At 69.5% G+C, this 14,159-nt stretch carries 15 protein-coding genes and 1 tRNA gene; 9 read left to right on the top strand and 7 right to left on the bottom strand.

Annotated elements, in window-relative coordinates:
- Positions 1 to 81 precede the first annotated feature (81 nt).
- Complete coding sequence (locus ABZY89_RS17970) at positions 82 to 1,380, top strand: multidrug effflux MFS transporter (protein WP_355229352.1); 1,299 nt, start codon at positions 82 to 84, stop codon at positions 1,378 to 1,380.
- A 156-nt stretch (positions 1,381 to 1,536) separates the two neighbouring features.
- On the opposite strand, the gene ABZY89_RS17965 is transcribed toward ABZY89_RS17970, so the two are convergent.
- A tRNA-Leu gene (locus ABZY89_RS17965) sits at positions 1,537 to 1,622 on the bottom strand.
- Between the two features lie 175 nt (positions 1,623 to 1,797).
- Here ABZY89_RS17965 and ABZY89_RS17960 point away from each other — a divergent pair.
- Positions 1,798 to 2,082 (top strand): hypothetical protein, encoded by a 285-nt coding sequence (locus ABZY89_RS17960; protein ID WP_355229350.1) that lies wholly within the window; start codon positions 1,798 to 1,800, stop codon positions 2,080 to 2,082.
- Positions 2,083 to 2,108: 26 nt separating this feature from the next.
- On the opposite strand, the gene ABZY89_RS17955 is transcribed toward ABZY89_RS17960, so the two are convergent.
- Positions 2,109 to 2,876, bottom strand: coding sequence for a glycerophosphodiester phosphodiesterase (locus ABZY89_RS17955; RefSeq protein ID WP_355229348.1), 768 nt, complete (start codon positions 2,874 to 2,876; stop codon positions 2,109 to 2,111).
- 103 nt (positions 2,877 to 2,979) lie between these two features.
- On the opposite strand from ABZY89_RS17955, the gene ABZY89_RS17950 reads away from it, so the two are divergent.
- Positions 2,980 to 4,293: a M20/M25/M40 family metallo-hydrolase gene (locus tag ABZY89_RS17950; protein ID WP_355229346.1), complete on the top strand. Its 1,314-nt coding sequence runs from the start codon at positions 2,980 to 2,982 to the stop codon at positions 4,291 to 4,293.
- 114 nt (positions 4,294 to 4,407) lie between these two features.
- Here the strand turns inward: ABZY89_RS17950 and ABZY89_RS17945 are convergent, their stop codons facing one another.
- The 4 genes from ABZY89_RS17945 to ABZY89_RS17930 form a co-directional block, all read right to left on the bottom strand.
- Complete coding sequence (locus ABZY89_RS17945; RefSeq protein ID WP_355229344.1) at positions 4,408 to 5,250, bottom strand: aminoglycoside phosphotransferase family protein; 843 nt, start codon at positions 5,248 to 5,250, stop codon at positions 4,408 to 4,410.
- 107 nt (positions 5,251 to 5,357) lie between these two features.
- Complete coding sequence (locus ABZY89_RS17940; RefSeq protein WP_355229343.1) at positions 5,358 to 5,915, bottom strand: histidine phosphatase family protein; 558 nt, start codon at positions 5,913 to 5,915, stop codon at positions 5,358 to 5,360.
- Between the two features lie 46 nt (positions 5,916 to 5,961).
- Positions 5,962 to 6,180, bottom strand: a complete 219-nt coding sequence (locus ABZY89_RS17935) for a DUF5703 family protein (RefSeq protein ID WP_307785624.1) — start codon at positions 6,178 to 6,180, stop codon at positions 5,962 to 5,964.
- 86 nt (positions 6,181 to 6,266) lie between these two features.
- Positions 6,267 to 7,217 carry an aldo/keto reductase gene (locus ABZY89_RS17930; protein WP_355229341.1) on the bottom strand — a complete coding sequence of 317 codons (951 nt, stop codon included), beginning with the start codon at positions 7,215 to 7,217 and terminating at the stop codon, positions 6,267 to 6,269.
- Between the two features lie 121 nt (positions 7,218 to 7,338).
- Here ABZY89_RS17930 and ABZY89_RS17925 point away from each other — a divergent pair, with 121 nt between their 5' ends.
- Genes ABZY89_RS17925 through ABZY89_RS17915 form a run of 3 tightly spaced genes read left to right on the top strand, consistent with a single transcriptional unit; the run spans position 7,339 to position 10,644 of the window.
- On the top strand, positions 7,339 to 8,163 hold the full coding sequence (locus tag ABZY89_RS17925; RefSeq protein ID WP_355229340.1) for an undecaprenyl-diphosphate phosphatase: 825 nt from the start codon (positions 7,339 to 7,341) through the stop codon (positions 8,161 to 8,163).
- 19 nt (positions 8,164 to 8,182) lie between these two features.
- Positions 8,183 to 9,439 (top strand): threonine ammonia-lyase IlvA, encoded by a 1,257-nt coding sequence (gene ilvA / locus ABZY89_RS17920; RefSeq protein WP_355229338.1) that lies wholly within the window; start codon positions 8,183 to 8,185, stop codon positions 9,437 to 9,439.
- Positions 9,439 to 10,644 carry a hypothetical protein gene (locus tag ABZY89_RS17915; protein WP_355229336.1) on the top strand — a complete coding sequence of 402 codons (1,206 nt, stop codon included), beginning with the start codon at positions 9,439 to 9,441 and terminating at the stop codon, positions 10,642 to 10,644. Before ilvA ends, ABZY89_RS17915 begins: the two co-directional genes overlap by 1 nt.
- Positions 10,645 to 10,960: 316 nt before the next feature.
- On the opposite strand, the gene corA is transcribed toward ABZY89_RS17915, so the two are convergent.
- Positions 10,961 to 11,941 carry a magnesium/cobalt transporter CorA gene (corA, locus tag ABZY89_RS17910; protein ID WP_355229334.1) on the bottom strand — a complete coding sequence of 327 codons (981 nt, stop codon included), beginning with the start codon at positions 11,939 to 11,941 and terminating at the stop codon, positions 10,961 to 10,963.
- 69 nt (positions 11,942 to 12,010) lie between these two features.
- Between corA and ABZY89_RS17905 the strand changes: the two genes are divergently transcribed.
- From ABZY89_RS17905 to ABZY89_RS17895, 3 genes are read left to right on the top strand one after another with little or no spacing between them, the layout of a single operon-like run.
- On the top strand, positions 12,011 to 12,748 hold the full coding sequence (locus tag ABZY89_RS17905) for a histidine phosphatase family protein (protein ID WP_355017165.1): 738 nt from the start codon (positions 12,011 to 12,013) through the stop codon (positions 12,746 to 12,748).
- Between the two features lie 2 nt (positions 12,749 to 12,750).
- On the top strand, positions 12,751 to 13,356 hold the full coding sequence (locus ABZY89_RS17900) for a DUF3090 domain-containing protein (protein WP_355229332.1): 606 nt from the start codon (positions 12,751 to 12,753) through the stop codon (positions 13,354 to 13,356).
- The gene (locus ABZY89_RS17895) at positions 13,343 to 14,146 is read left to right on the top strand and encodes an SCO1664 family protein (RefSeq protein WP_355229330.1); all 804 of its coding nucleotides are present in this window, start codon (positions 13,343 to 13,345) and stop codon (positions 14,144 to 14,146) included. The genes ABZY89_RS17900 and ABZY89_RS17895 overlap by 14 nt, the downstream gene beginning before the upstream one ends.
- Positions 14,147 to 14,159 lie beyond the last annotated feature (13 nt).

Below are 14,159 nucleotides of genomic sequence, written 5' to 3'. Positions count from 1 at the left end.
AGGCGGGACTCTCGCGGGCACCGGAACGGTGGTGTCGTAGTGGCGTACGAGAAAGACGACGTCAATCCCAGGAAGGCTCCTGTGCAATCCACACCCTCCGACCGTCCCGCCACCCGCAGGGTCGGTCTTGTGCTCGCCACGCTGCTCATGCTGCTCACCGTGTTCGGGCCGATCTCGATGGACCTCTACCTCCCGATCCTGCCGGCGCTCACCGACGACCTCGGTGCTGCCACGTCCGCCGCCCAGTTCACCCTGACCGCCTGCCTCGTCGGCCTCGCCGTCGGACAGCTGATCGCGGGGCCGCTCTCCGACCGGTTCGGACGTCGACTTCCGCTGTTGGCCGGGATCACCGCGTACGTGGTCGCCTCGGCCCTGTGCGCGTTCAGCCCCACCATCGAGACGCTCGTCCTGGCGCGCCTGGTCCAGGGCCTTGCCGGAGCAGTGGGCATCGTCATCGCCCAAGCCGCGGGACGCGATGTGTACGAGGGTGGCGCGCTGATTCGCTTCTACGGACGACTCACCGTCATCGGCGGTTTCGCGGCGATCGTCGGACCCGTCGTCGGTGGTCAGCTGGCCAACTTCACCGACTGGCGTGGGCTCTTTCTCTTCCTCGCCGCGATCGGCGTCGTTCTCCTCGTCGCCGCTTTCGCGTTGTTCGGCGAGACCCTTCCTGTCGAGCAGCGCACCGGCGGTGGGCTGCGTCAGACCGGTCGTGACTTCCGTACGCTGCTCTCGGACCGGCTGTTCGTCGGATCCGTGCTGATCTGTGGTCTCACCTACGCTGCCCTGTTCGCCTACCTCAGCGGTGCGACGTACATCCTTCAGGGCACCTACGGTCTCTCTCCGCAGGGCTACTCGATCGCGTTCGGTGCCAACTCGTTGGGGTTCATGGTCTTCGGCTGGCTCGGCGGCCGCGCCGCCGAGCGCTGGTCCGAGCGCGGCACGCTCGTCGTCGGCATCGTCATGTCTGCCGGCGGCTCCCTCGGCCTGCTCGCCACCGGCCTGTTCGACCTTGCCCTTCCTGTCGTCCTCGTCTCTCTGTTCGTCCTGGCTTCGGGCACCGCCGTCGCGGCGCCGCCGACCACCTCGCTGGCACTCGCCGACTATTCCGAGCTCGCCGGAACCGCATCCTCCGTGCTCGGCATGGCCCGATTCGGTTTCGGCGGCATCTCCGCGCCACTGGTCGGACTCGGGGGCGCGGAGGCTGTCCTGCCGCTGGGCATCGTGACCGTCGCGTCGGTCGCGCTCGCCGCGGTCGCCCACGTAGCGCTGGTCCGGCGCACCACCACAGCCAGTGAGAACAATGCGGTTCACGTCGATCCGACCGGTGCCCTGGCCCCGGCGGTGGAGCGTGAGCCGGCCGGTCTCCCTGCCTGCTGATGACCTAGGAGTCCTAGTTTCGGCGGTCGACTTCGCAGTCCTCGCTGTACGACGACAGCGGGTCTGCGCGCCGATCGCCCTACGGGCCGCACTATTCGGCCATGAGCAGCCTCGTGAAATGCGAGAAACCCCAGGTCTCCCTGGGGTTTCTCTCTGTGCGCGAGGGGGGACTTGAACCCCCACCCACTAATACGTGGACTAGCACCTCAAGCTAGCGCGTCTGCCTATTCCGCCACCCGCGCGCAACAGGAAGAACATTATCAGGAGGGGGCCGGGGTGCCGAATCGGGGGCGTGTGGCGGGATGGGCCAATGATGACCGTGGGGCGTGGGGGTGAATCCGGTAGACCCATGCGGAGGCGTAGGGCACGCTGGACGCAACGAGGGAGACAAGCCCTCGATCTCGTGGAGGTGGTTCGATGCTTTCTCTGATCGTGATGATCGGGTTCCTCGCCATCGTCGTGGCGCTCGGTGCCGGTGTCATACTCGCAGTGCGCCAAGGACGTGGTGACGCGGCGACGGATCTCGACGGTGACGGGGTGCCCTATGACGGCGTCGGTGCGGTCGGGCGTACGAAGGCCGAGGAGGAACGAGCCCGGGCGGGGAGTCTGGACTCGCTGGGAGATGCGGGTGGACCGAGTCCGAGCACGGCTGAGGTGGAGGCGGCTCGTCGGCTCGACGAGGAGTCGCGCCGACGGCGCTGAGCCTGCGTTCGACCTACCTGTCAGGATCAGGCGGGGACAAGGGCGCGGGCGGGGTGGTTGCTGGTGACCATCCAGACGCGCTTGTCGTGCACGAAACGGCGCAGGCGGCCGGGGTTGTCGACGGTCCAGACGAGGACCTTGATGTTGCGGCGGTGGGCCCAGCGCAGCAGCCAGGCGTCGGCGAGGCGGTGCTCGACGACGACCAGGTTGGAGCGGCAGCGGCGGATGCGGCCCTCGGGGAAGAACTCCGAGAGCTTGAGGTGGACGAGCTTGAGCGGGTGGTGGCGGAAGTCGACGCCACCGAGGGAGAGGCCGACGAGGGTCTCGGGGGCGCGCAGGTCGGCCCAGTCGCGCAGGACGCGTACGGACTCGTCGACCATCGTGGTCACGATGAAGCTCTCGTTCATCACCTCGAGGGCGATCTCGGCGGCGTCGACCTCGTGCGGGAGCCCGAGGTGGTTCGACGGCGAGGCGAACTTGAGGTCGATGTGGGCGTGCTTGCCGTGGGAGGCGAGCAGCTCGAGCGCCTCCCGGTAGCGCACCAGGCGGAACGGCGCGAGCCGCGAGAGCGCTGCGTACGTCCGGTCCTCGATCTTCACCCTGCGGCCGATGCGGTCGCGGATGTGGCCGTCGTGGTGGAGGACGAACTCGCCGTCGCGGGTGCGGTGCACGTCGAACTCGACGTAGTCGACCTCCATCCGCACGGCCTCCAGAAGCGACTCCCAGGAGTTGTCACGGTGCCCCGACTGACGCGCCGCGGCGCGGTGAGCGGAGAGGAGGGCACGCTTCTGCATGCGCCCATGGAAACCCACGCATCCAACCGCACTGAAATCCTCAGGTTGCGCATAGGTGGACGTCAGGGGGCGGTTTGTCGCATGCGGTCGATACGGTGGCGGTATGACCAGCGCCGAGACCGAGGTCGTCGACCTCTGCCGTGACCTGATCCGCATCGACACCAGCAACTACGGAAACGACCCGGGCCCGGGGGAGCGGAAGGCGGCCGAGTACGTCGCGGCGCAGCTCGACGAGGTCGGCATCTCCTCCGAGATCTACGAGTCGGAGCACGGGCGGGCCTCGGTCGTCGCGCAGTGGGGCGGGGTCTCGACAGGCTCGACCACCGGTCGGCAGGACGGGCTGCTTCTGCATGGTCACCTCGACGTCGTCCCCGCTGCCGCAGAGGACTGGCAGATCGACCCGTTCTCCGGCGAGATCCAGGATGGGTACGTCTGGGGTCGAGGCGCCGTCGACATGAAGGACTTCGACGCGATGCTGCTCGCGGTCGTCCGTGAGCGCCAGCGCACCGGGCGGATCCCGGAGCGCCCGATCACTCTCGCCTTCACCGCCGACGAGGAGGCCGGCGGGATGAAGGGAGCCCATGTGCTCGTCGAGGACCACCCCGACCTGCTCGCCCACTGCACCGAGGCGGTCGGTGAGGTCGGTGGCTTCTCGACCACGGTGAAGGGACGCCGTCTCTATCTCATCGAGGCCGCCGAGAAGGGCATGGCCTGGATGAAGCTGACCGCCCGCGGCACCGCCGGGCACGGCTCGATGATCAACCGCGACAACCCGATCACCAGGCTCTCCGGCGCGATCGCCCGCATCGGCGCCCACGAGTGGCCGGTGCAGCTGACCCCGACGATGCAGACGCTGCTCGCCGCGGTCGGCGAGATCGCGGGGGAGGAGCCCACCCCGGAGAACGCCGAGCGGCTCGTCGAGGAGTTCGGTCCTGCCGCCCGGATGATCGGCGCCACCCTGCGCAACGTCACCAACCCGACCATGACCAGCGCCGGCTACAAGGTCAACGTCATCCCCACCGAGGCCACCGCCCACGTCGATGGCCGCTTCCTGCCCGGCTTCGAGGACGACTTCTTCGAGACGCTGCGCAAGCTGTGCGGCGAGGGGATCGACATCGAGTTCGACCAGAACCAGATGCCCTGGGAGACCCCCTACGACGGCGCCCTCGTCGCCGCGATGGAGCGCTCGCTGATCGCCGAGGACCCCGACGCCCTGGTCGCCCCCTATCTCATGTCCGCCGGCACGGACGCCAAGCACTTCAAGCGGCTCGGGATGAGGACGTACGGCTTTGCGCCGCTGCGGCTGCCCGAGGAGCTCGACTTCACCGCGCTCTTCCACGGTGTGGACGAGCGGGTGCCCGTCGACGCGCTCCAGTTCGGCGCGCGGGTCATGGACCGCTTCCTCGATCAGGTCTGAGGAGCCGATCGCGCCGAGTCGGCCCGAACTGACGAAAAACATCGCCGAGTCGGCTCGTCTTAACGAGCCGACTCGGCGGGGAATTCGGTCAGAACGAGCCGACTCAGCGTCGGTTCAGGGGACGAGGGCGGTGAGGGTGTCTTCGCTCAGGGCGGCTACCTCGGCGTGGCCGGTGCGGTGGGCCCAGGCCGCGACGGAGATGGCGTCGCGGACCTGGAGGCGGTGCCAGGCGTCGGGCTCGCGGGGGTCGGAGCCGTAGCCCTCGAGGAAGGCCTTCTCGAAGGTGTCGTTGTGGGGGAAGTCCTGCGCGGAGAGCCGGGAGAGGTCGTAGAGGGCGGGGCGGAAGCCGAAGCGGCCGGAGTCGATCACGCGCAGGGTGCCCGCGTCGAGGACCCAGCTGGTCGGCTGCCAGTCGCCGTGGGTGGGGACGAGCACCGTCGTCGGTGTCGGCCACGAGGTGATCTCGGTGTGAAGTCGCTCGGTCAGGTCGGCCCCGAGACCGGCGCCCTCCAACGAGGTGAGGGCGCGCTCGTCGAGCTCCGGCTCGTAGTCCTCGTCCTCGACGCTGGTCTGGCCGTGGAACGTCGCCAGCAGCTCGCCCGCCTGGCGGTAGATCTCGGGGTCGTGGATGGCGGCCGAGGTGCTCGCCGGCTCGCCGTCGAGGTGGGTCATCACGATGATGCGGGCGTCGAGGTCGGCCTCGACGAGGCTCGGCGCGCGGCCGGCGTCGGTCCAAGGGGCCAGCCAGCTGCGGTGGGCCGCGAGCTCGCGGTCGATGTGGCGTACGCCTTCTGTCGTGGTCTTCACCAGGAACCGGTCCTCACCGGTTGAGAGCACGAGGGCGGTGGTGCCGGCGCGGTGCAATGCGCTGCGGTCGGCGACCACCTCGGCTCCGGGGAGCCACTGGTCGAGGAGGTCGCGCTGGGCGGGGGTCAGGGGGTCGAGTGCCGAGATCACGGGCGGATCCTGCCAGCGTGGCGAAGGCTTGCGAGGCCGTGTCGCGGGGTGATGGCCATGTTGTTGGCACCTTGTGGGCGCCGGTTATCCAGATCGGCCCAGATAGATCAGATCGGGAGGATGACCTCGGCGTTGAACGTCTCGACGACGGGCTCACCGGCGAGATTGGGTCCGATGCTGGTCAGGGTCGCGTTGCCGATCGGGCCGATCCGCATCCAGGTCGCCGGCGGGGCGTTGAGGACCTCGCGTACGAACCAGGCGACCACGAACGCGTGGGTGACGAGCACGATCTCCTCGTCGTGGTGCTCGAACCAGAGCTTGTGCCAGGCGGCGGTCAGCTCGGTGCCGTCGAGGTCGCGCTCGGCCTCCGGTACGTCCTCGAACCACTCCCAGCGGTGGGTCGGGTAGTCGCCACGACGCTCCGGCGACGGCACCGGGGTGCGGTCGACGAGAAGGTCGGAGGGCACCGGCCCCGCGCCGAGGTTCTCGGTGAGGATGCTGGCCGTCTCGGACGTACGCCGGCTCGGGCCGTGCAGGACCTGCCGGACAGGACGGAACGCGAGTCGGTTGGCGAGCGCCTGGACCTGGCGTCGGCCGAGGTCGGAGAGGCCGGGGTCGACAGTGTCCCCGCCGGCGGCTTCGCCGTGGCGTACGAGATGGATCACTCGCAGGACCCTATTATCCGGACGCGCGAGGAGCGCGGAGACGCGCTCAGACCGTCAGCCGCTGCCGGATGATCTTGCGCCGAAGCGTCACCCGGCGGGTGCCGTCTGCGGTGATCCGGACTCGGTCGAGCTCCCAGCCGCCGTGCTCGGCGCGCTCGACGAGGAGCTTGGTGACGATGTTGCGGGAGAACTCACGCGAGAAGGTCACCTTGTCGTACTCCCACATCACTCCCGGGCGGGGCGGACGGCGTTCGGCTCGAGCCAAGGCAGCACTCCTTCTGATGGACTACTCAGGAGAACCAGTGTGCCTGAAGAGATGTTCCCTCGGGGTGGTGTTTTCAGTCCCGAGAATCAGACGGCGGAGACGTCGTCGAGAGCGAGCGCGATCTCGGGCGGGAGGGTGAGGTCGGCGACCTGCAGCGCCTCCTTGAGCTGAGCCGCGGTGCGTGCCCCGAGGATCGGCGCGGTGACGCCGGGTCGGTCGCGTACCCAGGCCAGCGAGACCTGCAGCGGCGTCCACTCCAGGCCTTCGGCGGCCTTGGCGACGGCCGTGACGATCCCGCGGGAGCGCTCGTCGTCGAAGGCGTCCACCCGGGCGGAGAAGTTCGGGTCGGCGCCACGGGAGTGCGACGGGATGCCGGTGCGGTACTTCCCGGTGAGCACGCCGCCCGCCAGCGGGGACCAGGCCAGCAGGCCCATCCCCAGCGCCTCGGTGGCCGGCAGCACCTCGTACTCGATGTCGCGGGCCAGCAGCGAGTACTCCACCTGCGTCGAGGCCAGCGTCGCCCGCCCCGGGACGGCCCGCTGCCAGGTCGCGGCCTGGGCGGTCTGCCAGCCGCTGTAGTTGGAGACGCCGACGTAGGCGGCCCGGCCGCTGCTCAGCGCCATGTCGAGCGCGGTGAGCGTCTCCTCGAGCGGCACCTCGGGGGACCAGACGTGCACCTGCCACAGGTCGACATGGTCGACGCCGAGCCGCTTCAGCGAGGCGTCGAGGCCGGTCAGCAGGCCACCGCGAGAGGTGTCCACGCCCCGGGTGCCGCCGCGCCAGGTGATGCCACCCTTGGTCGCCAGCACGACGTCGTCACGAGCCACGACACGCTCCTCGAGGAGCGAACCGAGCAGCGCCTCCGAGGCACCGTCGCCATAGCCTGCGGCGGTGTCGACCAGCGTGCCGCCGGCCTCGGTGAAGCCGGCCAGCTGCTCACGGGCCTCGTGCTCGTCGGTCACGCTGCCCCAGGTCATGGTGCCCAGGGCGAGAGACGAGACTCGCAGCCCAGTGGCTCCGAGGAGTCGGCTCTGCATGAGAACAATCTATCCGTGCCCTCCGCAGGGCCCCGGCCGGACACGCTGGCAGTGACGGCGGACACACCGACGGGGAGGCAGCGGTCGGGTGCGGCGTACATGCCCCTTAGAGTTTCCGCCCGTGGATTATCTGCAGGCGATCGCACTGGGCATTCTTCAGGCACTCACCGAGTTCCTGCCCATCTCATCCAGCGCGCACCTGCGCATCTTCCCCGAGCTGCTCGGCTGGGGAGACCCCGGCGCGGCCTTCACCGCCGTGATCCAGATCGGCACCGAGCTGGCCGTGGTGGTCTACATGTGGCGCAACATCCGCGACATCATCGTGACCTGGTTCCGGAGCCTCTTCAACGCCGAGCTGCGCAGCCACACCGACGCCCGGATGGGCTGGTTCATCATCGTCGGCTCGATCCCGATCGTGGTGATCGGATTCGTGATGAAGGACATCATCGAGCACGACCTGCGCAGCCTGTACGTCGTCGGCACCATGCTCGTGGTCATGGGCATCGTCCTCGGGATCGCCGACCGGATCGGCGCGAACCGCAAGCAGTTCGACGACCTGTCCTGGCGCGACGCGATCCTGATGGGCTGCGCCCAGGCCTGCGCGCTGATCCCCGGCGTCTCGCGCTCCGGGGCGACGATCTCCATGGGCCGCGCGCTCGGCTACGAGCGCGCCACCGTGACCCGCTACGCCTTCCTGCTGGCGCTGCCGGCGGTGTTCGGGGCCGGGCTGTTCGAGATGGGCGAGATCGCCCACGGTGCCAACCTCTACGGCTGGGGCCCGACGATCGTCGCCACGATCGTCTCGTTCGTCCTCGGGTACGCCGTGATCGCGTGGCTGCTGAAGTACCTCTCGCACAACACCTACACCCCGTTCGTGATCTACCGGGTCGTCCTCGGTCTCGTGGTTCTGGGACTCCTCGGCGCGGGTGTGCTCACCGAGTGGTGATCGTGACAAACTCAGGCACGTGCCTGAGTCCGGTGTGAAGCCCGCCGTAACACCCGCAGCGATCGAGGAAGCCGCCGCGCGCACGATCGCCACGCGCACGGCGGTCGAACGCTCGGTCAGACTCTCGGAGAGGTACGCCGCCGAGGTCCTGCTCAAACGGGAGGACCTGCAGCTGGGGCGCTCCTACAAGGTCCGGGGCGCCTACAACCTGATGAGCTCGCTGACGCCCGAGGAGCTCGAACGCGGCGTCGTGTGTGCGTCGGCCGGCAACCATGCTCAGGGTGTCGCGATCTCCTGTGCTCGCCTCGGGGTGCCCGGCCACATCGTGGTGCCGACCAACACGCCCAAGCAGAAGCGGGACCGGATCACCGCCCTCGGTGGCTCTCACGTCACGCTGACCCTGCACGGCTCGACCTACGACGAGGCCTCGGCCTATGCCTATGAGCTCGGGCGCGGGCTCGGGGCCACCTATGTCTCCGCCTTCGACGACCCGCGCACGATCGCAGGGCAAGGCACGGTCGGCTACGAGCTGACCTCCCAGATCGGTGAGCCGCTGGACGTGCTGCTGCTGCCGGTCGGTGGCGGTGGGCTCGCCTCGGGCGTGGCGACCTGGGTGCGCGAGGTCTGGCCGCAGACCCGGATCATCGGGGTCGAGCCCGCGGGCGCCGCCTCGATGGCGGCCGCGATCGAGGCCGGTGAGCCGGTCCGGCTGGACACGCTCGACACGTTCGTGGACGGAGCCGCGGTCGCGACCGCGGGGAAGGTGACGTACCCGATCGTCAAGGAGTACGTCGACGAGCTCGTCTCCGTGCCGGTCGGCGCCATCTGCGTGGAGATGCTCGAGCTCTACCAGACCGAGGGGATCATCGCCGAGCCCGCCGGTGCGCTCGCGGTCGCGGCCCTGAGCCAGATCGACCTGCGCGGCGCCGCGCGCGTCGGCGCCGTCCTCTCCGGCGGCAACAACGACGTCTCCCGCTACTCCGACGTGCTGGAGCGGGCGCTGATCCACCAGGGCCTGCGCCACTACTTCCTGGTCTCCTTCCCGCAGGCCCCCGGGGCGCTGCGCGGCTTCCTCGACGACGTGCTCGCCGACGGCGAGGACATCGTGGTCTTCGAGTACGTCAAGAAGTCCAACCGTGAGCTCGGTCCCGCGCTGATCGGCATCGACCTCGACTCCGCCGACGGCCTCGACGGGCTGCTCGAGCGGATGGGCGCCAGCGACCTGCTCATCGAGCGGATCGAGCCCGACTCGCCGCTGTTCACCTTCCTCCACTGATGCGCGCTGCCAAGGCCGTGAGGCCTCTCGCCGTGGTCGGCGTCGTCGGCTTGCTGGTCGGAGTCTCGGGGTGCTCCGGCGAGACTGTCGACGCCGGCGCCGCCGGCGATCCGGGCCGGATCACCCACCGCGCCGTCGCAGCGGTCGCGCTCGAGCACCTTCCGACCGACACCTCCAGCCGTGCTGCCTCCTACACCGACGAGTCCACGCCTACCGAGCAGGTCTCGGTCGACCTTCGCTACGGCACCGACGGGGAGTACGACGGCGACCTGGTGAATGTCGTCGTCTCGGCTCAGCCGCCCGAGGAGCTTCGGGCGTGCCGGAGCGAGCTCGGGCAGCACTGCGTCGACCTGCCGACCGAGGTGAAGAACGCCAAGATGCAGCTGCGCTGGACCGAGGAGGAGCCTGAGGAGGACCCCGGCGTCGTCGGTGTCGTGCTGCTGCGCGACGGCGGCGAGACCGCCTCGATCGGCTACGCCGGTCCCACGATCACCGGCGACCCCCGCAGGCTCGACATGCCGATCAGCGTCGAGAAGCTGGGCGCCGTCGTCGAGGACCCGCGGCTCCGCTACCAGGCGACCTCGTCGACCCTCGCCCTCGGTGAGGAGCTCGACGACTGGGAGGGCGGCGAGCCCGACCCCGCGGCGTACGACCTGGTTCGCAACACCGACCACGGCATCGCCCAGGCCTATGTCGGCGGCCGCGGTGGCTACGGCTACTACAAGGGCGTCATCCGGTCGCCGCTTCGCAAGCAGTTCGGTCCCGATGCCATCGGCGGCCGGTTGCTGCAGCGGTCCTCACCTGACTTCACGGGCATGCCGGACGCCGACATCGACGTCCTCGCCGCGCCGTCCCCGCCCGCCTGGATGACCCGCGAGCCCTGCTCGGCGCCGACGCTGCGCAAGCACTGCGTCACCACGAAGGGCGAACAGGGCCCGCTGGTCTTCGCTTGGCAGCCGGCCAAGGGTGACGACGTGGGTTGGGCCTGGATGATCTCGGTGCGCGAGAAGGAGGTCGTCGCGGTCCGCTACCAGGGCCCGCGGATGCCGGCCGGCTACGACGACGCCGCGATGCTCACCGAGTGGTACCAGGGCGAGCAGCTCGACTCGCAGGGCGGCGAGGCCGAGTCGGAGTTCGCCGACGACCTCTCCCTGTGGTGCGACCGGGAGCATCTCGACGCCCGCCCGGTCAAGCAGCTCGACTAGAACCAGCCGGTCTCGCCAGCGGGTCTCCTCCATCGCAGGCGGTGAGATCTCGCGCGCTAACTTCCTCAAACATGAAACAATGGCAGCAATGAGTACGACCCAGTACCACGTTGCGTGGCTCGAAGCGAAAGCCGAGAAGTACGTCGAAGACGCAAAGGTCTTCACGAGCGCGAGAAGTAGTGACCTTCAGGTCGGCGGACTCACCGGGGAGCAGTGGGCCACCGTCTATCGAGCCGTGGCCCACGAGCTCCGAGAGTGCGCACGCGAGGCCGCAGAGCATCGGCCGCGCAGTCGGTGGCGCAGAGGGTAGCGGCGGTCAGAACCAGCCCGACTTCCGGAAGAAGATCCACATCCCGGTGATCACGCCACCCATCAGCAGCAGCGCGAACGGGTAGCCGAACCTCCAGTCGAGCTCGGGCATGTGGGTGAAGTTCATCCCGTAGATCCCGGCGATGAGGGTCGGCACCACGATCATCGCGGCGCCCGCCGAGATCTTGCGCATGTCGTCGTTCTGCTGCAGCGAGAGCTGGGCCAGGTGGGCTTCGAAGGCGGAGGACAGCAACGTCTCGAGGTTCTCGATCGACTCCACGATGGAGGCGAGATGGTCGAGGACGTCGCGGAAGTAGGGGCGAAGGTCGGGGTCGATCCCGCCCTCTCCGTTGGCGAAGCGGCGCACCGGCTCGCGCAGAGGCATCACCGCGCGGCGTACCTCCGCGATCTCCCGGCGGAGCCGGTAGATCCGGGCCGAGTCGTGGGTGCGCTCGTCGGAGAAGACCGAGGTCTCGACCTCGTCGACGTCCTTGGTGAGCTCGGTGGCGACGTCCACGTAGCCGTCCACGATGTAGTCGACCACCGCGTGGACGGCGGAGTAGGGACCCTCGTTGAGGAGCTGCTCGTCGCTGGTCTCCAGCAGCTCACGGGCCGGCGCGAGCCGCGAGCCGCGACCGTGGCGGACCGTGATCACGTAGTCGGGGCCGATGAAGAAGGCGACCTCGCCGGTCTCGACGGCGTCCTCGGAGTCGACGTACCAGAGCGTCTTGACGACCAGGAACATCCCGCCCTCGTAGCGCTCCAGCTTGGGCCGCTGGTGGGCGGTCAGCGCGTCCTCGACGGCGAGCGGATGCAGCCCGAAGGCCTCGGCGACCTCCCCGAGCTCGTACTGGCTGGGCTGGTAGAGCCCGAGCCAGACGAAGTCGCCCTCGTCCTTCACGCCGCTGCGCAGCGTGGCGTAGTCGTGGGGTGCGCAGTCGATCCTGTCGCGCGCACCGCCGCGGTAGAGAGCGCTGTCGACGATCACGTTGTCAGGTTAGGGCATGCTGCCCGGCATTGTGGGCCGGCTTCACCGGTGTGGATAGGGTCGCCAGTCGTGGCGACGATGATCCTGGTGAGACACGGCCGTACGACGGCGAACGCATCCGGCACCCTGGCCGGCCGGCTTCCCGGGGTGAGGCTGGACGAGCGTGGCGTGGAGCAGGCGAGCAGAGCTGCCGAGCGGATCGCGCCGGTCCCGCTGGCGCTCGCCGTGACCAGTCCGATGGAGCGCTGCCAGCAGACCCTGTCGGTGATCCTCGAGGGTCGCGCCGAGCAGCCCACCGTCGTCGTCGAGGACGGCGTCTCCGAGTGCGACTACGGCGAGTGGCAGGGGGAGAAGATCACCACGCTGGCGCGTCGCAAGCTGTGGAAGACGGTGCAGACCCAGCCCTCCGCGGTCACCTTCCCCGGCGGCGAGTCGATGGCCGCCATGCAGGCCCGAGGGGTCGAGGCCGTACGCCGCCACGACGCCGCCGTCACGGCCGCGCACGGCGACGCGGCTGTCTGGCTGTGCGTGAGCCACGGCGACCTGATCAAGTCGATCCTGGCCGATGCGCTCGGGATGCACCTGGACCTCTTCCAGCGGCTGCACGTCGACCCGGCGTCGATCTCGGTCGTCCGCTACGGCGAGGGGCGTCCCTCGGTCCTGGCCACGAACACGCACGCCGGCGACCTGTCCTGGCTGGCCCCGAAGCCGGCCGCGAAGAAGGGACGCAAGTCGTCGCGGCGGCGCAACGACGACGCCGTCGTGGGCGGCGGCTCGGGTCCTGAGCCTGGTCTGGATAAGGTTTGACCATGCCTGTGATGCACGCCTTCGACCCGCCCGAGCGATTCGTCGTCGGCACCGTCGGCGAGCCCGGGGCGCGTACGTTCTTCCTCCAGGCGCGTGAGGGAGCGCGAGTCGTCTCCGTGGCCCTGGAGAAGCAGCAGGTCACGGTGCTCGCCGAACGGCTCGACGAGCTCCTCGACGAGGTGATGAAGTCGGCGCCCGCCGTGGTGCCGGCGATCGCTCCCTACGACCTCGACGACAACGGCCCGCTGGAGCAGCCGATCGAAGAGGAGTTCCGGGCCGGCACGATGACGCTGGCCTGGGACCCCGACGAGGACAAGGTCGTCCTCGAGGTCTTCCCGATCAGCGAGACCGAGATCATCGCCGAGGTCGACGAGTCGGGCCAGCTGGTCGACGAGGACGCCGTGGCGGCGATCGAGCTGGAGGAGCCGGAGCCCGACGAGGTGCTCCTGGTGCGGATCGCCCCGCGCAACGCCCGTGCCTTCGTCAAGCGGGCCGAGGCGGTGCTGGGCGCCGGACGCCCCAACTGCCCGTTCTGCGGCAACCCGATCGACCCCGAGGGACACCTGTGCGTCCGGGCGAACGGGTTCAAGCGGCGTGACCCGGTCTGATCCTGTGGATCCGGCCCCGGAGATCACGCCCAGTGCCCCCGAGAACGAGGAGACGCTGGAGCTCGTCGGGCGGCTGACCACGGCCTCCAACGCGACGTTCCTGGCCACGCTCGGCGAGTCCGAGGTGGTCTACAAGCCGATCGCGGGGGAGCGGCCCCTGTGGGACTTCCCCGACGGGCAGCTGGCGCACCGTGAGGTCGCCGCGTACCTCGTCTCGGAGACGCTGGGATGGTCGGTGGTCCCCGAGACCTGGCTCGGCGACGGGCCGCACGGCCCGGGGATGATCCAGCGCTGGGTCTACGCCGACGAGAGCCTCGAGCCGGTCACGATCGTGCCGGAGGGGGCGGTGCCGGACGGCTACCTCCGGGTCTTCGACGGCTTCGACGACCAGGACCGGGTGGTCACCCTGGCCCACGAGGACACGCCCGGGCTGCGACGGATGGCGGTCTTCGACGCGATCACCAACAACGCCGACCGCAAGGGCGGTCACGTCCTGCCGATCGCCGGTGGGCGCCGTTACGGCTGCGACCACGGGCTGACCTTCCACGAGGAGCCGAAGCTGCGCACCATCCTGTGGGGATGGCGGGGGCAGGGCTTCTCCGACGAGGAACTCTTCGGAATCCGGGCGGTCCACTCTGGACTGGCGGGTGCGTTGGGGCGTGAGCTGGCTGCGTACCTGACGGGTCGGGAGGTCGACGCGCTCGGCCGGCGCTGCGAGACCCTGCTCGCCGAGGGGGTCTTCCCGCGGCCGGAGTACGACCGCCATGTCATCCCGTGGCCGCCCTTCTGAGACACGTGGTCCC

Source organism: Nocardioides sp. NPDC006303 (assembly GCF_040613175.1).
Classification (GTDB): domain Bacteria; phylum Actinomycetota; class Actinomycetes; order Propionibacteriales; family Nocardioidaceae; genus Nocardioides.
The sequence above is the reverse complement of the archived record's forward strand: the minus strand, read 5'-3'. Positions and strand labels throughout refer to the sequence as shown.

Excerpts from the sequence above, each read along its gene's own strand:
- ABZY89_RS17900 (WP_355229332.1), top strand. The coding sequence starts at position 12,751 with ATGCCTGTGATGCACGCCTTCGACCCGCCCGAGCGATTCGTCGTCGGC.
- ABZY89_RS17915 (WP_355229336.1), top strand. The coding sequence starts at position 9,439 with ATGCGCGCTGCCAAGGCCGTGAGGCCTCTCGCCGTGGTCGGCGTCGTC.
- ABZY89_RS17950 (WP_355229346.1), top strand. The coding sequence starts at position 2,980 with ATGACCAGCGCCGAGACCGAGGTCGTCGACCTCTGCCGTGACCTGATC.
- ABZY89_RS17955 (WP_355229348.1), bottom strand. The coding sequence starts at position 2,876 with ATGCAGAAGCGTGCCCTCCTCTCCGCTCACCGCGCCGCGGCGCGTCAG.
- ABZY89_RS17930 (WP_355229341.1), bottom strand. The coding sequence starts at position 7,217 with ATGCAGAGCCGACTCCTCGGAGCCACTGGGCTGCGAGTCTCGTCTCTC.
- ABZY89_RS17960 (WP_355229350.1), top strand. The coding sequence starts at position 1,798 with ATGCTTTCTCTGATCGTGATGATCGGGTTCCTCGCCATCGTCGTGGCG.